This is a genomic window from Paenibacillus sp. JT31N17 (genome assembly GCF_056269255.1).
In genome coordinates this window covers 1,714,736-1,738,943 of sequence record NZ_JBWDNP010000001.1, presented here as the reverse complement: position 1 = coordinate 1,738,943, position 24,208 = coordinate 1,714,736, and the positions used below count along the sequence as shown (strand labels likewise).

Genomic DNA, 24,208 nt, shown 5'->3' with positions numbered 1-24,208 from the left:
ATCCCGACGACCAGGAAGTCATCCGCTGTCTCTGTCATGAGTTGATTTTGTCGGTCTTGGGATTTAAACTTCACAGTAGAGTGTCCTCCTGCAGCATACGTCGAATCGATTGGACACCAGCAGTTGTGGATTAGATTCTTATTAGGGGGATATTTGCCAGCCAGCCTTCGAAGGAGAGGAGGATAGAGCGCAGCATGAAGAAGGTCACTCAACAGCAGATCAAACAAGCGAACATGGAGACTGTATTCCGGTTGATACAGACAAGTAAGGGGGCCTCGCGTGCGAGCCTGTCGAAGGTAACCCAATTGAGCCCGACAACCATATCGACGATCGTCGATGATCTTATCAAGAAAAGCATCGTCGTTGAAAGTGCCCTGATTGACAATCCCGGCGCAGGGCGCAAAGCGATCACACTGGAAATCAATAATGGGAGTAAATATCTGATCGGCATGGAGTTAAATGAACTTGGTGTAGCCGGGACGATTTACAACCTGAAAAATGATCCGTTCATTACCAAGACACTCCTGTATAACAAAAAAAATCACGACAAGGATGAGTTCTTGCGGCTTATCGTTGATCTGGTTCGGATGCTGGTCGATGCCGTACCGGACAAGACGAAGGAGCTGCTGGGCATCTGCATAGGCGTTCCAGGCATGCTGGACAGTGAAAGGCGCTCGATCGTCGTCTCTACGCCGCTGCTCATCAAGGATATGGAAATAATCAACAAGCTAAGTCTGGAGCTCCCATATCCGGTTTATATGGAGAATGAATCCCTTCTGGCTGCCATTGCAGAGAAGGAGCATTTCAAGACGACGACAGGTCCGTTTATTTATCTTAATGTCAATAAGGGTCTTGGCGTGAGCATAATGATTAACGATAAGCCTATGCTTGGCGTCAGTAAGGTATTCCCCGAGATCGGACATATGTCTCTTGATGTGAATGGCCCACTCTGCCCGTGCGGCAACAGAGGCTGTTTTGAAACGATGGTTTCCCTTACCGCCTTGACCGAACGCACCGTAATGCTGATGCCGGAGTACAAGGACTCGGTCCTCCACAAGCTCACCGGAAGTGATCCCGAAAAGATCAATGAGCTGGTTATTGCACAAGCGGTTAAATTGAACGATCCGCTTGCGCTTGCGGTCGTACAGGAGATCTCAAGGAATCTGGCCTACGGTATTGTTAACCTGATTAATATTTTCAATCCCGAGGTCATTGTGATTGGCGGCAGATTGTCACATCTGGGAGAGGTTCTGCTTGCTTCGGTTGTCGATATTGTCCATGAGCGGGCGCTTGCGCCGTTCTCGCAGGCATGCAGCATCTTCCTGTCCCGGCTTAACGTGAATAACGTATCTGCCGGTGCGTCGCTGTATGTGCTGAACAAAGTGCTTGAAGAGCAAATTTAGCGAAAATAACAATGATTTCCTGGTGCTGCCCCTCATGACGAGGTGGCGGCACTTTTTATAGTTGATGACATTAATTTCATGGAATAAAGATATTTCCAGCTATTATAATGTTTAATCGTTTAATCCCATTAATTAATTTATTTTAAAGAATCGATTGACTTTTCAGAATATTCTAGATATAAATAAAATGAATTAATAAAGTCACTGGATTAATTAAACTCAATTCAGGAGGAGGGTCAATATTGAATCTGTTGAATACGCTTAAGGGCTCCATGATGGAGGGTTTCTTCCCCGCAGGATGGGATATGGACGCTATCGACAAATGCGCTGCAAATAGTCCTGGGCAGGTTCTGGAAAGGCAACCCAAATGGCACTCAGGCTTTCAGCCTGCACCGTGCGATTCGATCTATGATTTCGACACGTTCATGGGCCATGAACTGGCGCTGCAAATCAAGCTTGCGAAAGAACATGGCGAACAGCTTGCGCTGATTCTTCCGGTAGGTCCGATGGGGTTATACCGCTGGGCGGTGTTTTTCCTGAAAAGCTGGAGCATCGACGCCAAACATGTACATGCTTTTAATATGGATGAGTGGAGCGATGAACATGGCAATACGCTGCCCTCCAGCAATTCCGCTTCTTTTCAACACGGCATGGAGCAGGCATTTTATAATCCGCTCGGGGAGCTGACGGTTCCTGTGAGCCAACGGAATTTTGCAACCAAAGACAATCTGCCGGCCTATGCCGGCAAGATCGGCGAATTGAAGGCAAAGGGTGCCAGGCTGATTGTGGTGTACGGCATAGGCCGCTGCTTCCATATCGCTTTCTGGGAGCCGCACTTTGCAGGCGAATTTGCAAGTGAGCAGGAATGGGCGCTGCAAACGCACCGCATTGGCGCGAAGCTGCATCCGATGACGATCGAGCAGAATGCGCTCACGAGCTTTAAGAGCCGGACCACCCTGGTTCCTTGCTTTGCCAACACGATTGGCCCGGGCTTGTTCATGCAGGCGGATTATACGATCGGCGGCGCAGACGGCGCCATGGGACGCGGCATGATGTGGCAGGGTTTATCGCTTTGGACGACCTTGAGGCATGAGAAATCACCATGGATTCCATCCTCCTACATGCCGTCTATGCCCGGAAAGCTCTTCTTCCTGAAAGAACTTGCCGGACCGCTTACTGCAGATTTGAATTAGTGGAAGGAGCAACTAGCATGATGGTTCTGGCCATTGGCGCCCATCCTGATGATACCGAAATTTTATGTGCCGGCACTCTGGCAAAAATGAAACGGATCGGACACGAAGTCATTTTGTGCCACGCAAGCACGGGAGATAAAGGCCACTACATGATTCCGGCTGAGGAATTGATCCGTATCCGGCAGCAAGAAGCACAGGATGCGGGAGCGGTCATCGCAAGCAAAGTGATCTCCCTAGGGCTGAAGGACGGCGAAATTTCCAGCGAGAGCGAAGCAGCCAGGCTGAAGTTTATCGAGTTGATCCGCACGGTCAGGCCCGATATGATCATCACCCATGCTCCCAATGATTACATGCCCGATCATGTGGCGGTCAGCAAGCTGGTCTTCGACACGTCCTTCCTTGCGACATTGCCCGGCTTCTCCGACATCCCGGTGGCAGATAAAATACCAGCGCTATATTACATGGATAATTTATCGGGTATCAATTTTCAACCGACGATCTATGTCGACGTTGAAGAAACATTTCAAACGAAGATTGAAATGCTTAAGAAACACCAAAGCCAACTGGTTTGGCTGAAGGAACACGACAATGTGGATATCGTGGACTTCGTGGCTACATTGGGCAAATTGCGCGGAATTCAGGCGGGCTGCAATTACGCGGAAGGTTTTATCCAGCACATGGTCTGGACCAGGCCGAACGCGGTAAGGTTCCCCGTATAAGTAATAGTCATTATTTCAAAGGGAGGGTATTGCAGAATGGCGATCAGAATAGCTGTTGCCGGAACGGGCTGGGTTGCCGGTGAATACATGAAAGCGACCGTACAGAACCCGGGGGCGGAGTTAGCCGGAATCTACAGCCGGGACCGCGCTTTCGCACAACAACGCTTGACCGAAATGGGCTTTGATACGCCGGTTTTTGATTCCTATGAGAAGATGGTTCAGGATCCTGATGTGGATGCGGTTGTTTTATGCTCAACGCCTGAGGTCAGGACGGAGCAGACAATTCTGGCTGCCCAGAGCGGAAAGCATTTGGTGATTGAAAAACCGATGGCGATGAACAAGGAGAACCTTTGGAAAATGGCGGATGCACTCACGGCAAACCCGGTCACGACCGTCGTCAGCTTTGTTCTTCGATGGAATCCCGGATTCGACAACATCAAATCGCTGATCAATGACGATGCATTGGGCCGCGTCTTCATGGCGCAGATCGACTACTGGCACGATATCGGTCCGCATTACGGGCAATACAGATGGAGCAGCAAGAAAGAACTTGGAGGAAGCAGCATGCTTTCCGCAGGCTGCCACGCGGTAGATGCGGTGCGTTATTTCTCCGGCGATATTGAGGAGGTTACGGCTTACAGCTGCGGAACGAGGAAGGAGTCCGGTTATGAGTTCGATCCGAACACACTGGCGATCTTCAAGCTTGCGAACGGCGGTATCGGCAAAGTGTCGTCTTCGCTCGAGTGCAAAACGCCTTACCGCTTCAACATTCATCTTCTGGGCGAGAAAGGCTCTGTGATGAACAATCAAGTATTCACGCATAAGCTGCCCGGCCAAACCGAGTACGCGACCGTGCCTACGATTCTTCCGGACAGCGGTGATGTCAGCCACCACCCGTTCGTGCATGAAATCAATGATTTCGTTGAATCCATCGTTCAGAAGAAACAAACCCGATGCGATTTCTTCGATGCATTCAAATCGATGGAAGTCTGCTTTGCAATCGACGAGTCGGCAGCGACCGGCAAAAAGATAACATTACCGTTGACCCGATAGGTGGCGGCTGGATAATAAACAAGCGTGTAAGCCTGATAGGGATCGGGGGGATTGCCCAGGCCCATCTCGGCTCATTGTCGAATTTGGCAGCTAGCCGGTCCGCAGAACAGCTTACGCCTATGACGCTTGGGAGAGGGGGCTAATTAATGGCTGAGAAAACAGGAATTCTCGACGGACAGCCGCAAATGCGGCAGATAAAGCGAAAAGACTGGCTCAAAAAGAATGATTGGACGGGTTTTCTGTTCGTTTCACCGCTGGTGCTGGGCATATTAATCTTTGCGATTTACCCGATGCTCGCTGCTTTGCTTATGAGCTTTAAACAAGTCTCGGGAACAGGCTTTGGCGGTACATGGGTCGGTTTGAACAACTATAATTACATTCTGAATGATCCGATTTTTTGGCAATCGCTTTATAACACATTTTATATGGGTTTTCTGTCCGTTATCCTCGGTATCATGGTTTCCTTCATTCTTGCCAGCATGATCAACAGCCTGAAGTGGGGGGGAGCCAAGAACTGGTACAAAGGCATCTTCTTCCTGCCGAACGTTATATCCGCAGTCGCGTCTTCTCTGCTATTCACCTTCATGTTCTTCCCCACCAATCAGGGTATCATCAACTATGCATTTGGCTTTGTAGGCATTGATCCTGTCGGCTGGTTCACCGATCCGAATTACTCCCGGATTACCATCGTGCTCATGAGCATGTGGGGAGCGCTCGGTTACAATACCATCATCTTCATTGCCGGTCTGCAGAGTGTTCCGCGGGAACTTTATGAAGCGGCCGAAGTAGACGGCGCAAGCGGGCTGAGGCGCTGGTTCTATATCACAATCCCGTACCTGCGTTCAATTTTCGTGTTCATGCTCGTCATGGGCACTATCCAGAGCATGAAACGATTTACCGATGTCTGGTTGATTGGCGGTACGGCCGGTAATCCCAGCGGTTCCTTGCTTACCTCGGTGTTATACATTTACCGGAACGCATTTCTTGCCAATCAAATGGGAATGGCGACGGCGGCTTCCTACCTGTTATTCATTGTCATCTTCATATTGACGGTTCTCTTGCTTCGGCTGAACACCAAAAAAGACAGCCTTGATTAAATTTTGGGGAGGGATGGAGGGAGATGTCTTTTCAGACTGCAGCTATTAAAAACGGCTCAAAACGCCGCGCCGATGCCATAACACAGTGGACGCTGATGATTTTGCTGGCTTTCGGTTCATTGTTCATGATCATACCGTTTATCTGGATGCTCAGTACCAGCTTTGACTGGTCGGCCAGACTTGAACTTAGCTTTCCGCCCAGATTCTTTCCGGCTGAGCCCTCAATGAAAAACTATCAGGCGGCGTTCACCAACGTGCCAATGTTAAGATATATCGTTAATTCTCTCATCGTCAGTATCGGTACAATCGTAATCAGCGTATTATCCGCCCTGCTCTCCGGCTATGCGCTTTCCAAGATTCGTTTCAGAGGCGCGACGGTTGTGCTGGTGCTGGCTCTTAGCACCATGATGATCCCTTTCGAAATGACCATGATTCCGCAGTACATGATGTTCAGCAAATTCGGCCTGCTTGATTCCTACTGGGCGTTCTACCTTCCAGCCATCGGATACACCTTCGGTACATTCCTGGCGAAAGCTTTCATGGATCAGCTTCCTGGCGCTTTGCGGGAAGCCGCGATTATTGACGGGGCAGGCGAAGGCACGGTATTCGGGCGGATTTACTTGCCCTTGTGTGCGCCGATTGTCGCAACGCTTGTCATTCTCCTGTTTCTGGGCGTATGGAACGACTTGCTCTGGCCTTTGCTTGTACTGAAAAGCGCGGACAAATTCACCATCCAGCTCGGTCTTGGGATGTTCGCTTACAACAACGGTCTCAATCGTTTTCCTTCCATAATATTAGCCGCAACGACAGTCAGTCTGCTACCGGTCTTCGTGCTGTACCTGTTCCTGCAAAGGTATATCATCGAGAGCATCGCACTTTCCGGTATCAAGCAGTAATTGGACCGGATGTATTCAAGGGAGGTGAACTATATTCAATACCTGGTAGTTGGACTCGATTTTGACCCGAAAAGGTAAGAGTTCGCCAAAATTCGAAAATCGGAAGGGGTTTTTGAACAAATGAAGAAAATCGTGCTTGCTGCTCTTGCGATCTTCATGGCCCTGTCTCTGGCTGCTTGCGCCGGAGGAAACAACAACGCTCCGGCTAGCGACGGGGGACCGGAAGGAACCGTTCGTGTTGCTCTGGCAGGCTGGACGCTCGAGAACGGTATTGACCCGCTGACAGGAAACAACTCCGTAGGCTTGAACGAATTTCTGGAGAAGAATTTCAAACCAAAATATCCGAATATCAAGCTCGAAATCTATCAAATCCCTTGGGAAAACGCAAAAGCAAAACAATCCGCCATGCTGCTCTCCAAAGATGTTGATGTCATGTATACCGGTGGCGCTTATGCCGCTCAATGGTACCAGGAAGGTTTGCTTCGCGATATTGACGATCTGATCGACGTAGACACTGACTTTGGTCCCGGCATTTATCTGAATGGCGTGTGGAACAACTCCTACTCGACCAAGTCGCTTGACGGAACAAAACAATTCGGTATTCCTGCAGTTTTAGGCCGCCGTATGACGATTTATGATAAAAAGCTGTTCGAGGATTGGGGCGTAGAACCGCTTTCTGCCAAAGCCACACCGGAGGAAATACTGACAGCAGCGAAAAAAATGACCGGCAAGAACCCGAAGACGGGAGAAGAGAACTACGGTATCTATTGGAGCGGTAACACCATCAACGGTTCTACAATGGTAGCCTTGACGCTTGCTTTCGGCGCCAGCGGTGCTGAGGGCAGCCTTTCAGACATGAAGAATATCAAATGGCAGTTAAACTCCCCGGAGATGGTCAAGGTTATGGATTGGCTGAAGGAAGCAGCGCCGCTGGCGCCTCCGGGATTCGTCAACGCACAAGGCGCCGAGAACTTCGGATTGTCCAAGAATAACATCGCAATTGCACTTGATAACAATGCCGGCTCCACGATGTCTGATTTCAGAACCACCAAAGACAAGGCTAATCTGGACAGATTCGTACCCGCCATGAACATGGGGCCGAACGGCGAGAGCTGGGTGGCTGTCGATCCGTTCGTCATGGCCAAAGATGCAAAGAACGTTGAAGCTTCCTGGGAAGTTATGAAGTTCCTTGCCGGGTATGAGACGCAAAAGCATAACTACCAATACTTTTCTTACACGCCTACCCTCAAGAGCCCGGACTTCATCCTGCCTGAAGACATGTATGTTCAAGAAGCGCTGAAAATCGCAGACCTCGCCCATTCCAAGCTTATGGACGAAGTGAATCCATTCTTTCAGTCCGATATAAACTCGGCTGTCAACGGCTTCATTTCCGAAGCTGCAAAAGGCAATGCGCCCGACAGCAAGGCGTTTCTTGACGGCCTCCAGAAGCGTGCAGAAAACTGGTCCAAAAACCTGAAGTAATGAAGCGGGCGGGAGGGACCGGGTTACTTTGACTCTCCAATCTAAAAGAATCGATAGAATTGGAATAATAGAATGGGAGGGAGACTTGAATAATGTTGAAGGGAATAAATCAATGGTGTTTTCCGGAAGGAACGCCGCTGGAGACCATTTTCGATACCTGCCAGAAAGCGGGTTACGATGCTGTCGAATTGAATCTGTACGAGCCGGGCGGCGTTGGTTTGACGATCGATATGAACGCCTCCCAAGTTGAGGATGTCGGCAAGCTTGCTGAAAAGTACAATTTGAAATTGCGAAGCTTGTCCACCGGCCTGTTGGGCAAATACCCGTTTTCCTCAAACGATGAATCCATCAGAGAGATGGCCCACATAGCCGTGGGAAAACAGCTTGAAGTTGCCGCCATACTTGGAATCGATACGATTCTGGTCATTCCCGGCCGAGTGACGGAAGAAGTGCCTTATGACATCGTTTATAAACGAAGCCAGGAGGAATTGACGAAGGTCCTGCCGACTGCGGAAAAGCTTAAGATCCATATGGGCATTGAGAATGTTTGGAACAAGTTTCTCCTTTCGCCTCTGGAAATGGCGCGTTACGTCGACGAATTGAATTCTCCGTATGCGGCAGTATATTTCGACGTGGGCAACGTTATGATTTGGGGATTCCCGGACCAGTGGATTCGTATTCTGAACAAGCGGATCAAGAAGGTGCATGTGAAGGAATTCAAAACAGGCGCAGGAAACTACAATGGATTCGTTCCGCTTCTTGCAGGAGACATCAACTGGGCGGCAGTCAGGAAGGCATTGAATGAAGTCGGATACACGGATACCCTTACCGCCGAATTGGATGCTTACAAGTCCACGCCGGACCAATTGATCTATGATACGGCGCGTCATATCGAATTCATTATTAGCGGAGAAGTGAAATAACAATAATAGCAAAGGCTGTGATAGCGAGTGAAAATCGGCTTAAGCACATATAGTCTGTCCCAGGCAATCAAGGCCGGGGATATGGATGTACTCGATGCCATCCAGTGGATCGCCGACAACGGCGGGGAGCACGTGGAGATTTCGACGTTCGGTTCTGATCTGGCTGACACTCCTGAGCTGATCCCCGCCATCGTGCAGAAGGCGAAGGATGCGGGTATCGATATTTCCAACTACTGCATCAGCGCCAATTTCATCAGTCCGGCCAGCGGCAATTACGCGCAGGAAATCGAACGAGTCAAGAAGCATGTTGACATTGCTGAGCAGTTGGGCGTAAAAACAATGCGCCATGATGTCGCGTTCCGGCCGAAAGAGGAAAGCACCGAGCGCCAATATACGGAAGACTTTGAAAAATTGGTGAATGCAGTCCGAATCGTCGCGGATCATGCTATGCAATATGGCATAACGACCAGCATTGAGAATCACGGCTTTTATATCCAGTCCAGCGACCGGGTTCAACGCTTGATAAATGCAGTTGACAGGCCCAATTATAAGACAACACTGGATATCGGGAACTTTATGTGCGTGGACGAGGATCCCGCAGCCGCAGTAAAGAAAAATCTTCCTTATGCATCCATTGTCCATCTCAAGGATTTTTATCTTCGTCCGGCGTATAAGAATCCCGGCGAGGGCTGGTTCCAGACATTGAGCGGCAATTATCTCCGTGGTGCAATCGTTGGTCAAGGCGACATCGATATGTTTGAGGTGATCAGGCTACTGAAAGCTTCTGGCTATGACGGTTATATCTCCATCGAGTTCGAAGGTATGGAGGATTGTCGGAAAGGCTCGAGAATCGGCATCGAAAACGCAAAGCGGTTATGGGCGGAAGCCTAGAATTTTATAGGAGAGGATGTTTACAAGATGGCGGTTAAAGTAGCAGTAGTAGGCGTAGGCGGTATCGGCGCGGATCATTTGCAGCATCTGTACGACAGCAAGAAGGCGGACCTTGTTGCGATTTGTGACATTGCGAAGGCCAATGCCGACAAAGCGGCCGGGAAATACGGCGTAAAGGCATATACGAATGTTGACGAAATGCTTGAGAAAGAACCGCTTGACGCAGTCTTTCTCTGCATTCCGCCTTTTGCGCATGGAGATATGGAAGAGAAGGTTGCGGCAAAGGGGATCAACCTGTTTGTTGAAAAGCCGGTTGGCCTTGACTTGAATACCGTAAGAAGAAAGCAGCAGGTTTTAGAGAAATCCGGTATTATCGTGGGTACTGGCTATTGTCTTCGCTACCTGGACACCGTTGCCCAAGCAAGGGAATATTTGAAGGACAAAAAAATTGCGATGGTTCGCGCACATCGTTTCGGCGGTCTCGTGCCTGTCCCTTGGTGGATCGATATCACAAAGTCGGGCGGCCAGCTGGTTGAGCAAACGACGCATAACCTTGACCTGATTCGCTATATTGCGGGCGACATCGTTAAGGTATCAGCCGATATGGCATTGCGCGTAATGGATGACGTCGCGAACATCAGCATACCTGACGTGTATTCCGTCAATTTCGTTCTGGAATCCGGTGCGATAGGCCATCTCGATACGTCTTTCGTTGACCAGCCTGACGGACGCTCAAGCCTTGAAGTCATTGGCCGTGGCTGGCGCGTGATTATCGACTGGTCGGCGCTCACGATTATGGAGAACGGCAAAACCATGACAATAAAAAGCACTACGAACTTCTATAAGGCACAGGATGAAGCATTCCTGGAAGCGATTATCACTGGCGACCGCAGCCTCATTCTGGCTCCTTACGAGGAGGGCATCAAGACGCTTGCGGTAACGCTTGCAGCCCATCAATCTGCCGATTCCGGAGAGTCTGTAAGAATTGGATCACAAGCTGGATGACAATATCACTTCTTATATAGCAGTGATTCTAGCTTGCAGAGAAAGCCTATGTTTTTCCGGGCTTTCTTTTTTTTATTATAGGGGCTTGATTTATAAAGCTAAGAGGATCGAAACCAATGTGAGGAAGAATTTATCTTGTCCTTTATCGTGATCAATGACATTTCGCATAAGGAAACGGTCCGGAGAGCTTGGAGGAGTCCGCTGAAATCGACGGCAGCAGCCATTTTCGGACGCTGCTCGGTATTATGCTGCCTTTATCGCTCCCGGTTATCACGACACTCAGCCTGTTCTATGCGGTGGGCCGCTGGAACGGATTTACTGACACGCTGTTGTATATCAACAGCCCGGAGCTTTATCCACTGCAGCTGAAGCTGTATCAGCTCATCCAGAACAATATGATATCAGACCTTCTGCAGATTGGAAGGGGCTCAGATGGCGACCGTCGTGCCGGAAAGTCTGAAGGCGGCCAGCGTCATTTTTGCCACGGTGCCGATTTTGCTGGTTTACCCGTGGCTGCAGCGTTACTTCGTAAGCGGTGTGATGCTCGGCGCCGTGAAGGGGTAAAGACGGGGATGCGTGCAGGTTTTAAGCAAGGGGGCGCTTGCAGTCCGGAGAAATTTCAGATACTCTTAAAAATTGTAGCATTCTAGTATCGCCTAAGGGCGGAAAATGATGGCTGAGGAAAGATAGGGAGGACTAATGAACATTTACGATAAGCTGGTCTCCATCAATGACCATTGGGTACAAGACGGAATGGATCATCAAGTGCTCGACGGCGAAAGCCGGTTTTACGGGGGAGTCACCGATCCCGTGAACGGCATCGCTTGGCCGAGTCACGGCGGAACGCCGATGGTCATGGCTATTTGGGCATCCGCACTCATTAATGAGCAATCCCGGTTCTATCATGATCGCGGGCTGTTGTTGCGGCTGGAGCTTAGTGCCCGGTACATGCTGAGTTTCCAGCATGAGGACGGAACGATTTCGCCGCCATGGACGAATATGCACTCGCCTCCGGATACCGCATTCGTCGTGAGCGGCCTGGCACAGGTCTACGAGCTGCTTGCCGCCCATGCGTGGGAGCCTGCGCGCCAAGCGGCGGAGGATATCCGGACCTTTCTGGAGCGGACCATCCCGGCCCTGCTTACGGGAGGCTGCCACACTCCGAATCACCGCTGGGTCATTACCGCTGCTCTGGGATTTATGTACAAGCTGACGGGGCAGCCCGAACTGAAGGAGAGGGCGGAGCAGTGGCTCGCGGAAGGGATCGACTGCACGGAAGACGGGGAGTGGACGGAGCGGAGCAACGGCATTTATAACGCCGTAAGCGATATCGTCCTTTTTTATGCGGCGGAGCTATTCAACCTGCCGGATCTGCTGGAACCCGTGCGGAAGAATTTACGGATGATGGCGCATATGATTCATCCCGACGGCGAAGTTGTGACGGATTTTTCCGGCCGTCAGGATTTTGGCAGCATATACAGCATGGGAACCTATTTTCTAATCGCCAAGCTGATGGCGAACCGCGACGGCGATCCGTTGTTTGCCGCAATAGCCGGGCTTGCGGGCGAAGCGCTGACGCATCCCGGGGGACTGCCCAATAACGCACTGATCGGTTTTCTGCGTTACCCGGAGCTTCGCAATTGTCCGGTCCAGCCTGCAGAGATGCCGGACAACTACCGGGTCGTCATAAATGGCAGCTTTCCACGCGAGCTTTACCTAAGCAGGATGGATGGGGCAGGACACGGCGGCCGAATCTATCACAGCCGGCTGCATCCCGACTTCGGCGCTCCCGTCGCCAGACATCGGAGCGGAGCGACAAGTGCGACGGTTATGACCGAAACGAACTCGTTTTTTGCGCTGCGGCATGGGGCGGCGCGGCTGCTTGCCGTGCAAATTGCAGCGTCCTTCGAGCCGGGCTTCGTCAAGCTGAAGCGGATGGAGTATCTGGAGCGCGGCTACCGGTTAACGGCGACCGAGAAGAAGGGGTATTACGGCCCCGTTGCGAAACAGCATTTGCCGGAAACCGCGCGCGGGCCAGTCAGTCCCTGGTATTTGCTGCCCCATCATTTACGGGAAGTTACGCACGAACAGCAGCATCATGTCGAGGTAGAGCTAACGGAAACCGAACAAGGCTGGCGCATTCGCATCCACTGCGGGCAGCCGGAAATTTTAATGACGCAAATCTCTTTCGTGTTCGGCAAGGAAGGCGTGTTATCCGGGGATAGTCTTTCGTCGGCAGCGACAGGAACCCTGTTTTGGGAAAAAGGTACGGCCCGTTTAACCGCCGGAAACGATTGGATCGAGGTGGATGGAGGGGCGCACGATCACCGGGCCAAGGTGCTTAGCAATACAAGTTATCCGACGGATTGCCAGACCCTGATCGTTAATCTATTGACGCCGTATGACAAGACGTTCGATATCCGGCTGTCGCCCGGTAACAGTCATGACGGCAAACGAGAGGAATGAGGACATGACAGCCTATATGGAGGCGCGCGAAAGCGCGCGGTACTGGTTCGGCGACGATGAGCGCCGCATCCTGGAGGTGCTGGCAGGACGTTACGCCGGCGCAAATCCTCCCGTGCCCTTCGCGCTGCGCGCTTTTGCCAAATCAGGCATGCTGCAAACGGAGGACGGGCTTTACGATATGGATTTTTCCGCCAAGCTGCCCGAAGCGGCTATCGGCGACTACGCATACGCATACGGGCTGGTATGGAGTGACGATGAACGATCGCTCGACGGTGTCATCGAACCGCTCGGTCCTGTAATGCTGTACGTCAATGAAGAGCGCCTGTACCGGTCCAGTGCGGTAGACGAGATGAAGCCGGGCGAGCAGGTCATTGTGCCGCTTGCGCTGCGCAAGGGCTGGAACGCCTTCCTGGTGGAGGCGCGCAAGACGGCTGCCGGCTTCGGCTGCCTCTTTGGGTCAGACGAGGCGAAGGTGCGCATTATGCAGGTGCTGGCTCCCTTTGCGGACAGGACCGGGAGTGCGGGCTGGGTTTTCACGGAAGCTGTGAAAAACCGATTATTCGGGAGCGAGAACGGTTTTCCCGATTTCAAGCGGGCCGAAGAAGAAACCGGCCTGTGCTGGCAGCCACGGACCAGGTGGACAGCGGAGGAAGCGGAGCGGCCGAACTTCGAGCGATTGTTCGGACTTCCCGTTCAACCTTCCGCGGCTTACGGCTGGAGCCGGTTGCAAGTGCCGGCTGCAGAAGAGTCGCTAATGCTGGAGGGCCATGCCCTGGGGCCGACCGTCATATGGCTGGACGATTTGAGGGTAGTCGAGCTGGAGTCGGGCGGCACTTACCGGGTCCGGGTGTCCGCTGTGTCCGGAGCGCACCGGCTGCTCGTGCGCAGCGTAAGCGGCCCGGACGGCTGGGGTTTTGAATGCAGCGCTTATGCCGGCGGGAGACTGCTGCCGCTGGCGCTGCCGGCCGTCGTCCACGGAAGCGAAGGCGCATGGCTGTATGCCGGACCGCTGGATCCTGCGGTGGAGCCGGATCCGGCGGCGCTTTGCACGATGTCCGGGCTTCATCCGGCTGTCGACTCCGAAGGCCGCGCTGCCGGTCATTCGTACTGGCTGGTCGATGCACCGCAAACAAGGGTGAGGCCTTATTATGAGAACGCCATGCTGAGCAACAAATGGACGACGGGCAGCGCAACCAATTACGGGCGCTGGGACTACCCGCTTGGGGTAACGATGTATGGGCTGCTACGGACCGCCCGCGAGCTTGACCGGAAGGATTTGTCTGATTACGCACTCGGCCATATCCGCAGCTGTACGGAAATGTATGACTATTCGATATGGGACAGGGACGAATACGGTTTTCCTTCCGTGAACCACCAGCTCGTCTTAATCCGAATGCTGGATAACTGCGGCTCGTTCGGGTCGGCGATGCTTGAGGCTTATCTGCAGACGGGAGAGGACAGCTTCCGCCGCATCGCCGACGTTATCGCCGATTTCATGCTCCGGAAGCTGGAACGCCGGCCGGATGGAGCGTTTTACCGGCAGTGCCCGGGAGAATACGCGGCCGATACGATGTGGGCGGACGACTTGTTCATGAGCGCCCCGTTCCTGACGCGTTATGCAATAACAACCGGCAAGCGCGAAGCGCTGGATGAAGCGGCCAGACAGTTCCTGCTGTATAAGAGCTACCTGTTCATGGAGCCGGAAGGCGTCATGTCGCATGTGTTCGACTTTAAATACGCCAAGGCGACGCGCGTGCCTTGGGGCCGCGGCAACGGCTGGTGCCTGTTCTCCCTGTCTGAGCTGTTGGAGAAGCTTCCCGACGATCACCAGAACCGGGGAGTGCTGCTTCTTATGTTCCGCGAGCTGTGCGCTGGCATTTCGGCGCTTCAGGCGGATTCGGGCTTATGGCATCAGGTGCTTAATTTGCCTGAAGCCTATGAGGAAGCCTCCTGTACCGCGATGTTCGCGTATGCGTTCGCCAGGGGCGTGCGTTTCGGCTGGCTGGAAGAGAAAGAGGTCTATGCGGCTGCCGCCCATAAAGCCTGGCATGGCCTGACCGGCGGAGTGATCGACCGGCAGGGCAACGTGCACGGGGTATGCAGCGGGTCGCGGTATTCGTTCTCCCCGGACTATTACATGCACGACTTGCGTACGGTCGTGAACGACAACCACGGCATCGGCATTATGATGCTGGCGGGGGTGGAGATCTGCAGGCTGAATAACGCTGCTGCGGATCAGTCCAGCTCTCCCGCGCAGGAATAGAATCCGCAGCAGAGTGGGGTTAGTAAAAAAAAAGGTTGCCGGAGAATCGGCAGCCTTTTTGCGTTGACGGGTCAGTACGTATAGGCAAGCCAATCCTCTCATCGTAAGCATCGAAAATTCCGACTGCGATCTCGTGCTGCAAACCCATTTTACCGGGGCGCCCGTTTTTGTTTAAACGCCAAATTATTCGTTTCACAGGAGGTTTATGGAAGGAAGGGTTCCTCGTCCAACTCTTTCAAAAGCTCCGGCCGCAGCCGATCTTTCCAATCGTTCAGAAACATTTGCTTGTTGAAACTGTCAGGTTTATCTTCCCAGTACGAGCATGTGTCGCGGGCCATTCTGGCAAAATTGAGCTCCATTTCACGGTTGGCGATCCGCTCCGAGGTGCGATAGTCGTCCATTAGCTCCTCGGCCCATTTTCTTCCGAACTGATGATGCGTCACTTCGTCGGCCCAGTCGAAATCCACACATTGCGCAAAAAGCTTCACGACCTCGTTGTCTGTTTTCTCCGCTGCCGCTTTCAGCATTCTCGCTTCCTTCGGCATCCCGTCTTTTCTCATGGCACTGCCTTCAATGCCGATCGACAGCCAAATGTAAGAATTGGCTACCGGCTTCATCATATGCGGGTCATAGTCGCCTTTGAACTGCGGCATCGAATACCAGTCGTATCCGCCCAGGTCAAGCACAGCCTGACCGAATAATGTGTGTCTGGTTTCATCCCAGCAATGACGCGCCAGATCCTCATAGAATGACCATGGCATGTTGTTTTGCAGCACCATCGTCGCTGCGCAAAGCTCAGCCGCCCCCAGCTCCTCCTGCCGCGTTCGTACATTTGCAATGATCCTCGCCAGCCCCGGCTCCGTCGGCGGGTTCGCCACGCCTGTTCTGCCAAGGGTATCCCCGCCCATTCGTGGATCTCTGACAGCCCGCAAGGGCATGTTGTACTTCTGCTGCGAACGTTTCCTGTCCGGCACGCTCTCGGCTTGCTTCAACGCCCGGCCTTCAAAACCACCGACTTGCGCCAGCAGCTTGCGCAGCTCATCGCAGAACACCGCAGCCGTACTTTCATCATCCGTTATTATGGAATAGGTCTCCCGATGCGCGGAGAAAAAGGCGGCATCCTCCAGAAGCGCCGGACGAATGGCCTCTCCCCATGCCGTCTGCTCGTCCAGATCAGAAAGCACCTGTTTAATTGCGCGAAGGGTAGGATAATCAACCAGCGGTTGGGTATCCTGCGCATACTGCCGCAGCAACCTGCTGAGCTCCGGCCTTACGACGGCGTATATGCCTGTCCACAGCTCGTAATCGGATCGTGCCATTAACAGCTCGTCGAAGAACAAGGCCAGCCACGGATCAGGATCCTTCAGCTGCTGAACATTGGGACTTCGCAGTTCAGAAGCCCGCTTCATAAATAACCCGGCTGCATGAGAGTCCTCGAACAGGTGCCGGGCAAGGCCAGCCTTAAAATGCCAATTCATCCGGGCAGGCATATGCGCAGCCCCAACCATCATTAAGCGTCGATAAATATAGGCCAGTCTCTTCATCAGGCGGGCGCTTTCATCCACACCATACTTTCCGATTTTTTGCGCTTCGCTTATTCCCGTATAGACATACATTTTACAACCTCCTTATAGAAACGAATCTTCAGCTTGATTTTAACAAGCGGCTTCTTATCCGGAAATAAGCTGTTTGTCGCCTGCTGTTCCAAAAGGAACTTCATACGCCAAGGCGGAGAAACCGTTCTCTGATCGAACTGATTTTATAACAAAAAGTTCATTATGATACGTTAAAACTATCGAAATGATCAAAAATTATTAAAAAAGTAATTGACTTGAACATTATACTGAGTATTATTAGTCGTATAAACACATTCACTAGCTGGAGCTTTAATTACGTGCGGAGTTGGATTATGACTGGCGAATCGAAAAAGGGGGAGGTGCATAGTTGATCATCGTCACGGCAAGAGGCGGTAAGGATACTTTTTCGCCGAAAGGTTAACGAGATTGGTCTGCCCATGTATCCCGATGAGGCGCGGAGCATCTGATATTTTTTTTCCGCTTTGATCATCCCTGTACGGGATGGCGTGCGGACCCATAAGCCGATGTACAATTAGAACGTTTACCGACAGTCGCAGCTGTCAGCATGACGAGCAATGCTCCTGAAAATGTAAGCGTTATTTCACATCTTTTATAAAATGGAGGTCTGTGAGAATGAAGCGTATCATCGGCGGATGTTTGACGGTATTGCTGGTTTGTATGTGCGTGTGGGGATGCGCGGGTTCCGGCTCCGGCACGAATGACGGCCCGACGGCTGACGGGGGAGGAAGCGACGCGGGAGCTGCGGCCAAAACCGTGCAGCTCACCTATTGGATGCATCAAAACGATGCCTTTGTACCCGCGAACAAGAAGCTTGTTGCGGATTTCGAGAAAGCCAATCCCGATATCTCGATCAAAGTGGAGGTATTCCCCTATGACGATTACGTTCAAAAAATCCGTACATCCTATATCGGCAACGCCGCACCGGATGTCGCTCAGGTATTCGGCACATGGGTTACTCCGCTTGCGAAGGCGGGATTACTGGCTGAAGTCCCGAATGGCGGCGATCTGTTGGCTAACTATTATCCGGCGGCAACCGGAGCCTATACGGTCGACGGAAAACTGTATGGCGTGCCGCAGGAGTTTAACCTCGGAAACGGCGGAATCCTGGTGAATACAGACTATATGCAGAAGGCTGGAGTTCAGGTACCTGCAACCTGGAGTGAGCTGGTCGATGCCGCCAGGAAAATGACAGAATATGATGCCAACAATGAGATTAAGGTACGGGGCTTCGATTTTGTATCGAGCGATTCCATCACGTTCCTGTTCCTGTCCATGATCCTCCAGCAGGGGGCAACGTATTGGACAGATGACGATATGATCAATTTTTCCACCCCGGAGGCAGTCCATGCATTTACCGAAATGCGCAATCTGATCACGGAAGACAAGGTTACCGATACGAAGCTGCTCGGCGGCAAGCTTTCGATCTTCGATTATTTTTTTAAAGGCCAGACAGCTATGGATTTTGACGGTCCATGGGTCATACCATCCGGGATCGCCACCTACGGCGATACTGTGAAATTCGATTATGTACCGATGCCTTCATTTACGGATCAACCCCCGTATTTTGCAGCTGAATCCGGCTGGGGGGAAGTGATTTCCGCCAAAAGTAAAAATATCGAAGCGGCCTCGAAATTCGTTCAATTCCTTACAACCAACGAGAACAATAATTATTGGAATACGCAAACCGGCACACTTCCCCCTTCGAAAGACCAGCTGACCGACCAGTTCATCCAAAGCAATCCCCTCGTCAAGCCTTCCCTGAATGCCATGCAGTTCGGGCAATGGATCGGACCTGTCGAGAATACTGATTATCTCAAAAAGGTATTGGTCGACGCATTGGTAGCCGTCGTCAAAGGCGATTCGGTGGAAACCACACTGAAAAAAGCGGAAACCGACGTCAACAAGAACATTGTCAAGGAAAGAAAATAAACAGGCGATGAGGGGATATGTCCATTTCGTCGGTCGTATTCCTTCATGAACCTGCCAGGGGGGAAGCAGTTGAATCCATTGAGAGCGGATGCGATGCCGGGCGTACAGCTACAAAAGAGGCCGAGTCTGCAGAAAAGAAAAATGAACCGTTTCGTGTGGACCACCCTTACGCCTATACTGATCTTGTTTCTCGTCTTTTCATTTTTTCCTATTCTATACGGGTTTTATTTATCTTTAAGCGAATACGATCCACTGGCAGGTACCGCAGATTTTATCGGACTCGAAAATTTCCGAAGCATATTCCACGATTCGCTTTTCTTGAAATCGATCGGGACCACGTTTATGTTTGTAGCCATTGCCGTACCTGCCAATATTGTCATAACGCTGCTTATTTCGCTGGCAATCAACAGCCTGAAGAATGGGAGTCTCCAGGGACTGTTCCGCTCGGTGTTTTTTATTCCGGTCATTTCTCCAATCGTAGGTTCGGCGCTCGTGTGGTCGATGATGTACAGTTACCCCAATGGCTTGTTCAACAAAATCGCCGGTCTGCTTGGCGGGCATGAACAGTATTGGCTGACAGGTGCGGGAACAGCTCTGATATCCGTGATTATTATGACATTGTGGTCGGACATCGGCTACAACACGATTCTGTTCATAGCGGGGCTGAATACCATTCCGGATATGTTCTACGACTCGGCGAAACTGGAAGGTGCCGGGAACATTCGTATTTTTTTTACGATTACTCTTCCTCTGCTCAGCAGAACGACCTTATTCGTCACCATCATGACGCTGTTTTCCTATTTTCAGGAGTTTACGCGATTTCAAATCATGACCGGAGGCGGACCGGAGAATAAGACAAGGCTGATTTCCCTGGAAATTTATGATACGGCTTTTAAATATTATGACATGTCCAGCGCTTCCGCGATGGCTGTCGTATTGTTTGCGATTATGCTCGTCGTGACCATTATCCAACTAAAAGTCGGCAAAAGCCGCTGGGAATATTGAGGGTGATACGATGAACCGGAAAAATACAAGATTCAATGCACGGGGGACGCTGACCGTTTGTGTAATGGGGGTATTATCCGCCATCATGCTGCTGCCATTCGTCTGGATGCTGTCGCTGGCCTTCAAGAGCAATACCGAAATTATATCCGGGTTTTCGATTATACCGCATCAATGGAGTTCAGATGGTTTCCGAAGCGTGCTTGAAAAGGGCAGCATGGTCTTGTACTGGTTCAGGAACAGCCTGATCGTTACAGTCTCGATTACTGCTCTTGCCGTCAGCACCAGCGCGATTGCCGGTTATTTGTTCGCAAAATTTCAATTTAAGGCGAAAACCGCCATCTTCTTGCTGTTACTGTCGGGGATGATGGTTCCTTTTCAGGTCACGATGATTCCCGTCTTTCTTCTAATGAAGGAGCTCAATTTGCTCAACAGCATTTGGGCGTTGATTTTGCCGGCGATTGTCAGTCCATTCGGTATATTTCTAAGCAGACAGTTCATCGAGGTCGTTCCCACGGAAGTGATGGAAGCGGCAAGAATCGACGGAGCGGGCGAATACCGGACCTTCTTCCGCATTATTATTCCGCAGATATTACCGATTCTGTCCGCTCTGTCTGTATTTCTGTTCATTCAGTACTGGAATGATTATTTATGGCCGCTGATCATATTAAATGAACAGAAGAAAATGACACTTTCACTCGGACTGCAATATTTCGGCAACATGAACGCCACTGATTATGCCGGAACGATGTTTATGGCACTGATTATTATGGCACCTATCATCATTCTGTTTCTGTGTTTCCAGAAGCAGTTTATTAAAGGCATAACACTCACGGGGATGAAATGACGATGATGCGATACAGCGAATAAGATAGGAGCGAGCAGATGAACAGAAAAAAAATGGTGCTGATCGGCGCGGGCAGTGCTGTCTTCACTCAGGGCCTTGTGGCCGATCTTATTATGACGGAGGGATTGGGCACTTGGGAGGTCGCTTTGGTTGATACGGATCCGGCAGCTCTAAAAGCTATAACGGGCCTCGTATCCCGGATGATTGCGGCCAAAGAGGCTGATATTTCCGTTCATTCCGCAAGCGACCGGCGGGATGTGCTTAAGGGAGCCGACGTTGTTGTAACGACAATTGCCGTTGGCGGCCGAAGAGCATGGGAGAAGGATGTCTTTATTCCTCGCAAATATGGAATTTATCAGCCGGTCGGAGATACGACGATGCCCGGAGGCATTTCCCGTGCCCTGCGGATGATTCCTGCAATGATACAAATTGCCGAGGATATCAAGAAATTGTGCCCGGATGCTTATTTCTTCAATTATTCCAATCCGATGACTCCGGTTTGTCAGGCGATACGCAGCGAACTGGACATTCCCGTAATCGGTTTATGCCATGGTGTGCTTCATGTGGAGCATCACATCGGACGCTTGCTTGGGCGCGAGCCCGGGACAATCCGTTCGCTTGGAGCGGGACTGAATCACTTGACGTTTCTATATGACCTGAGGGCCGGTGGGGAAGATTTGCACCCCGAATTGACTGCCAAAAGCAAAGAAGGCCTCAACAAACTGGCTCAAGGCCAGACGGGCGGCAAAGCATTAAAGGAGAGTGGTGGAAAGGAGCATCATGTGCCTGAAATCGCCGACAATCCTTTTACATGGTCTCTGTATTTAAAATATGGGGCCGTTCCTGCTGTTCTGGACCGCCATATTGCGGAGTTTTTTCCGGCTGCCTTTCCCCGAGGCTCCTATTACGGCGGGACACTGGGCGTAGACGCTATTTCTTTTGAAGGCGTTATCGCCCAGGGCGACGAAGTCTATCGGGAGATGACGGAACAGGCACAGGGAATAGTGCCGATAGACAATAAGCTATTCAACCGGTCTGAAGGCGAGCATGAGCAGCTGCTGGACATTTTGCGTTCCCTTTACCTGGACCAGCGCAAGCTGTTTTCCGTAAATTTGCCCAATTGCGGCGCGGTACCGGGTCTGCCTGATCACGCCGTGCTGGAACTCCCGGCCCTGGCAGCTGGACGGGGCTTTTTACCGGTAACTCTGCCGGATTTCCCCGCTGCGCTGGCAGACTTGCTGCAGAAGCGAATCGCCGTAGTGGACATGACGGTTGAGGCGGCACTGACGGGCAGCTCTAATGCTTTCAAACAGGCCTTGCTGCTTGACGGATCGGTGGAGGATGAGAGAATGGCGGATCAATTGGGAGAAGAACTGCTGGAGGCGCATCGTGCGTATTTGCCGCAGTTTTTTGGACAACGCGACAGTGTCTGATAGAGAAGGGGCGGCCTTATGCCGTCCCTTCGTTCTATAAGCTGAGGAGAAAATGTGATGCCAATCAGGATAAAGCGCTGAGGTCCCTTGGGGCCTTTCAGTCCTCCATATCACCAATTACATCCACCTTGTAATGATCCGTATCGCCGAGAAGCCGCCGGTTAAGGTAAGTCTGCCGAAAAGCAGTCGGCGAAGCGCCGACCAGACTGTGAAATACCTTGGTAAAGTGACTTGCATTGACAAAGCCCAGCCGCAGGGCAATATCCTTAATGCTGTCATTCGGATATTGAAGAATATCCATTTTGCTCTGAAGCACCTTAAGCCGCATATAGTATTCTTTTGCTGTCATCTGGAATCTCCGACGGAACAAGCGGCTTAGATGCTGTCTGGACACTCCCAGTTCTTCGGCGAATTTAGCGATTTCCACATTGTCGTATACGGCTGCTTTGAACGCTGCTGTTGCCTTGTCAATCAACCGGTTCCGACTGCAGTCATTGAGAAGCTGCTTATGCTTGAACTGCAGGAAGAACTCCACAACGATTCCATACAGGGCAACGGAAGACCGCTCTAATATAAACGGGGAATCAATATATTCCAGAATGGACATCACCCGCAGATGGATATCCGGGTAATTCCTGTCCTGAATTGCGGTATTGCTGTTGTGAGGCGGAAGCCCGTACAGCGCAGGGAGGCTGTCCATCAGGAAACCGTTGAAGGATATCCAGGAAACATGATATCCCTGTTCGGAAGCAACGTATTCGTGTTCCACATTCGGCTTTATATAGAAGACGGTGCCAGATATAAGCCGGCAGGGGAGCCTGTTAATGTTTACGATGCCTTCTCCCTGGGAACAGCACACGATTTGATGAAATGGCCAGCAGAATGACTCGGTCTGCATTATTTTCTGTGTTCCGCAATCCACAATAGCGAGCGGCATACGGGAATCGTCAACCGTCGAGGCAAGCCGGAGTATGATGGCTGACACCTCCTTTTTAATTGTAATTATAACGCACTTGATTGCTGGCGGTCTTTGATAATGTTTCTGAATTCAGGATAGGAATAACCATCCTATAAAAAAAATGGCACCATCAAACAGGCATGAATATGCAAGTTTAACGGTGCTTCTGGTTAATCGGACGATATTTCCGGTAAGACAGGGACGTCCAATCGTTAAGGTGATTAAATAAAGTGAATGCCCGCTTCCCGATAGTGGCGGGCGATTTCGGGCGCTACCCCGTCGTCCGTTATTATACCGTTTACATTGGTAAAATCGTTGATGACAAAGATCGAGTTGTTATTAAATTTGGTGTGGTCGGCCACGATATAGTTTTGCAGTGATTTTTGCATCATGACCCGGTTCGTTTCCGCCTCCATTTCGTTGAATGTGGTAATCCCCCTCGTGAGAGACACGCCATCGACTCCCACAAACGTTTTTTGAATGATGAGCCGGTTCAGCGTGCCATCGGCTAACGGTCCTGATAACTCGTAGCTTTGTGTATTAATTGTTCCACCTGTCACAATTAGCCGCAGCCCCTGAATTCCGATCAGCTCGTAGGCGATATTAATCGCGTTCGTTACGATGGTCAGGCCTTCAAATTGGCCCAGACGCTTTGCGATGAAGTAATTCGTCGTGCCGCCAGTCAAGCCGATGATATCATGATCCCGAATAAGACTCAGCGCTTTTTCGGCGATTTGTTTTTTTTCTTCCGTGTTGATCTCCAATTTTTTGAAGAATGGAGTTTCCATTTTCATAATTTCCAACACAGCTCCACCAAGTGTGCGGATACATTTTTTTTCATTTTCCAGCACCTCGAGGTCGCGGCGCACTGTCACTTCGGAAACGGAAAATTGCTTCACGACTTCGCCGACCTGGATCGAGCCCTTATCCTTTAACTGTTCCATTATCCAGCTACGTCTTGCATCTATTTTGCCCATATGATACCCCCATCTGAAAAATACGCAAAACACACATCACTATACATCCTACCACAATGGCAAGCGTTTTATA

At 51.2% G+C, this 24,208-nt stretch carries 19 protein-coding genes and 1 pseudogene; 17 read left to right on the top strand and 3 right to left on the bottom strand.

Annotation, left to right across the window (positions count from 1 at the left end; genetic code table 11):
- Positions 1-194: 194 nt before the first annotated feature.
- The 13 genes and pseudogenes from AC0YOB_RS07330 to AC0YOB_RS07270 all read left to right on the top strand — a co-directional run bounded on the left by AC0YOB_RS07330 (position 195) and on the right by AC0YOB_RS07270 (position 15,391).
- Positions 195-1,403: an ROK family protein gene (locus AC0YOB_RS07330; RefSeq protein ID WP_475792207.1), complete on the top strand. Its 1,209-nt coding sequence runs from the start codon at positions 195-197 to the stop codon at positions 1,401-1,403.
- 242 nt (positions 1,404-1,645) lie between these two features.
- Positions 1,646-2,596, top strand: coding sequence for a 6-phosphogluconolactonase (locus AC0YOB_RS07325; RefSeq protein ID WP_475792206.1), 951 nt, complete (start codon positions 1,646-1,648; stop codon positions 2,594-2,596).
- Positions 2,597-2,613: 17 nt separating this feature from the next.
- Positions 2,614-3,315 carry a PIG-L deacetylase family protein gene (locus AC0YOB_RS07320; protein WP_475792205.1) on the top strand — a complete coding sequence of 234 codons (702 nt, stop codon included), beginning with the start codon at positions 2,614-2,616 and terminating at the stop codon, positions 3,313-3,315.
- Between the two features lie 36 nt (positions 3,316-3,351).
- Entirely contained in the window at positions 3,352-4,368 is a 1,017-nt protein-coding gene (locus tag AC0YOB_RS07315; RefSeq protein ID WP_475792204.1) for a Gfo/Idh/MocA family protein, read from the top strand.
- Between the two features lie 146 nt (positions 4,369-4,514).
- Entirely contained in the window at positions 4,515-5,465 is a 951-nt protein-coding gene (locus AC0YOB_RS07310) for a carbohydrate ABC transporter permease (protein WP_475792203.1), read from the top strand.
- Positions 5,466-5,488: 23 nt separating this feature from the next.
- A complete protein-coding gene (locus AC0YOB_RS07305; protein ID WP_475792202.1) occupies positions 5,489-6,361 on the top strand; it encodes a carbohydrate ABC transporter permease in 873 nt (290 codons plus the stop codon).
- A gap of 120 nt (positions 6,362-6,481) precedes the next feature.
- On the top strand, positions 6,482-7,843 hold the full coding sequence (locus AC0YOB_RS07300) for an ABC transporter substrate-binding protein (RefSeq protein ID WP_475792201.1): 1,362 nt from the start codon (positions 6,482-6,484) through the stop codon (positions 7,841-7,843).
- Positions 7,844-7,935: 92 nt separating this feature from the next.
- Positions 7,936-8,766, top strand: coding sequence for a sugar phosphate isomerase/epimerase family protein (locus AC0YOB_RS07295; RefSeq protein WP_475792200.1), 831 nt, complete (start codon positions 7,936-7,938; stop codon positions 8,764-8,766).
- A gap of 27 nt (positions 8,767-8,793) precedes the next feature.
- Entirely contained in the window at positions 8,794-9,657 is an 864-nt protein-coding gene (locus AC0YOB_RS07290) for a sugar phosphate isomerase/epimerase family protein (protein WP_475792199.1), read from the top strand.
- A gap of 27 nt (positions 9,658-9,684) precedes the next feature.
- Complete coding sequence (locus AC0YOB_RS07285; RefSeq protein WP_475792198.1) at positions 9,685-10,662, top strand: Gfo/Idh/MocA family protein; 978 nt, start codon at positions 9,685-9,687, stop codon at positions 10,660-10,662.
- Positions 10,663-10,841: 179 nt separating this feature from the next.
- A pseudogene (locus tag AC0YOB_RS07280) lies at positions 10,842-11,226 on the top strand (carbohydrate ABC transporter permease); the annotation flags it as partial.
- A 135-nt stretch (positions 11,227-11,361) separates the two neighbouring features.
- Entirely contained in the window at positions 11,362-13,128 is a 1,767-nt protein-coding gene (locus AC0YOB_RS07275; RefSeq protein ID WP_475792197.1) for a hypothetical protein, read from the top strand.
- 4 nt (positions 13,129-13,132) lie between these two features.
- A complete protein-coding gene (locus tag AC0YOB_RS07270; protein WP_475792196.1) occupies positions 13,133-15,391 on the top strand; it encodes a glycoside hydrolase family 88/105 protein in 2,259 nt (752 codons plus the stop codon).
- 203 nt (positions 15,392-15,594) lie between these two features.
- Here AC0YOB_RS07270 and AC0YOB_RS07265 read toward each other — a convergent pair whose 3' ends face one another.
- Positions 15,595-17,007, bottom strand: a complete 1,413-nt coding sequence (locus tag AC0YOB_RS07265) for a hypothetical protein (protein WP_475792195.1) — start codon at positions 17,005-17,007, stop codon at positions 15,595-15,597.
- Between the two features lie 594 nt (positions 17,008-17,601).
- Here AC0YOB_RS07265 and AC0YOB_RS07260 point away from each other — a divergent pair.
- From AC0YOB_RS07260 to AC0YOB_RS07245, 4 genes are all read left to right on the top strand, one after another.
- Positions 17,602-18,918, top strand: a complete 1,317-nt coding sequence (locus AC0YOB_RS07260) for an ABC transporter substrate-binding protein (RefSeq protein WP_475792194.1) — start codon at positions 17,602-17,604, stop codon at positions 18,916-18,918.
- Between the two features lie 69 nt (positions 18,919-18,987).
- A complete protein-coding gene (locus AC0YOB_RS07255; protein WP_475792193.1) occupies positions 18,988-19,923 on the top strand; it encodes a carbohydrate ABC transporter permease in 936 nt (311 codons plus the stop codon).
- A gap of 10 nt (positions 19,924-19,933) precedes the next feature.
- Complete coding sequence (locus tag AC0YOB_RS07250) at positions 19,934-20,767, top strand: carbohydrate ABC transporter permease (protein ID WP_475792192.1); 834 nt, start codon at positions 19,934-19,936, stop codon at positions 20,765-20,767.
- 38 nt (positions 20,768-20,805) lie between these two features.
- Positions 20,806-22,200, top strand: coding sequence for a family 4 glycosyl hydrolase (locus tag AC0YOB_RS07245; RefSeq protein WP_475792191.1), 1,395 nt, complete (start codon positions 20,806-20,808; stop codon positions 22,198-22,200).
- Between the two features lie 97 nt (positions 22,201-22,297).
- On the opposite strand, the gene AC0YOB_RS07240 is transcribed toward AC0YOB_RS07245, so the two are convergent.
- Both AC0YOB_RS07240 and AC0YOB_RS07235 read right to left on the bottom strand, forming a co-directional pair.
- On the bottom strand, positions 22,298-23,098 hold the full coding sequence (locus AC0YOB_RS07240) for a helix-turn-helix domain-containing protein (protein ID WP_475792339.1): 801 nt from the start codon (positions 23,096-23,098) through the stop codon (positions 22,298-22,300).
- 281 nt (positions 23,099-23,379) lie between these two features.
- Positions 23,380-24,135: a DeoR/GlpR family DNA-binding transcription regulator gene (locus AC0YOB_RS07235; protein ID WP_475788589.1), complete on the bottom strand. Its 756-nt coding sequence runs from the start codon at positions 24,133-24,135 to the stop codon at positions 23,380-23,382.
- Between the last annotated feature and the right edge of the window lie 73 nt (positions 24,136-24,208).

Excerpts from the sequence above, each read along its gene's own strand:
- AC0YOB_RS07330 (WP_475792207.1), top strand. The coding sequence starts at position 195 with ATGAAGAAGGTCACTCAACAGCAGATCAAACAAGCGAACATGGAGACT.
- AC0YOB_RS07320 (WP_475792205.1), top strand. The coding sequence starts at position 2,614 with ATGATGGTTCTGGCCATTGGCGCCCATCCTGATGATACCGAAATTTTA.
- AC0YOB_RS07315 (WP_475792204.1), top strand. The coding sequence starts at position 3,352 with ATGGCGATCAGAATAGCTGTTGCCGGAACGGGCTGGGTTGCCGGTGAA.
- AC0YOB_RS07310 (WP_475792203.1), top strand. The coding sequence starts at position 4,515 with ATGGCTGAGAAAACAGGAATTCTCGACGGACAGCCGCAAATGCGGCAG.
- AC0YOB_RS07305 (WP_475792202.1), top strand. The coding sequence starts at position 5,489 with ATGTCTTTTCAGACTGCAGCTATTAAAAACGGCTCAAAACGCCGCGCC.
- AC0YOB_RS07300 (WP_475792201.1), top strand. The coding sequence starts at position 6,482 with ATGAAGAAAATCGTGCTTGCTGCTCTTGCGATCTTCATGGCCCTGTCT.
- AC0YOB_RS07295 (WP_475792200.1), top strand. The coding sequence starts at position 7,936 with ATGTTGAAGGGAATAAATCAATGGTGTTTTCCGGAAGGAACGCCGCTG.
- AC0YOB_RS07285 (WP_475792198.1), top strand. The coding sequence starts at position 9,685 with ATGGCGGTTAAAGTAGCAGTAGTAGGCGTAGGCGGTATCGGCGCGGAT.
- AC0YOB_RS07275 (WP_475792197.1), top strand. The coding sequence starts at position 11,362 with ATGAACATTTACGATAAGCTGGTCTCCATCAATGACCATTGGGTACAA.
- AC0YOB_RS07270 (WP_475792196.1), top strand. The coding sequence starts at position 13,133 with ATGACAGCCTATATGGAGGCGCGCGAAAGCGCGCGGTACTGGTTCGGC.
- AC0YOB_RS07265 (WP_475792195.1), bottom strand. The coding sequence starts at position 17,007 with ATGTATGTCTATACGGGAATAAGCGAAGCGCAAAAAATCGGAAAGTAT.
- AC0YOB_RS07260 (WP_475792194.1), top strand. The coding sequence starts at position 17,602 with ATGAAGCGTATCATCGGCGGATGTTTGACGGTATTGCTGGTTTGTATG.
- AC0YOB_RS07250 (WP_475792192.1), top strand. The coding sequence starts at position 19,934 with ATGAACCGGAAAAATACAAGATTCAATGCACGGGGGACGCTGACCGTT.
- AC0YOB_RS07245 (WP_475792191.1), top strand. The coding sequence starts at position 20,806 with ATGAACAGAAAAAAAATGGTGCTGATCGGCGCGGGCAGTGCTGTCTTC.
- AC0YOB_RS07240 (WP_475792339.1), bottom strand. The coding sequence starts at position 23,098 with ATGCAGACCGAGTCATTCTGCTGGCCATTTCATCAAATCGTGTGCTGT.
- AC0YOB_RS07235 (WP_475788589.1), bottom strand. The coding sequence starts at position 24,135 with ATGGGCAAAATAGATGCAAGACGTAGCTGGATAATGGAACAGTTAAAG.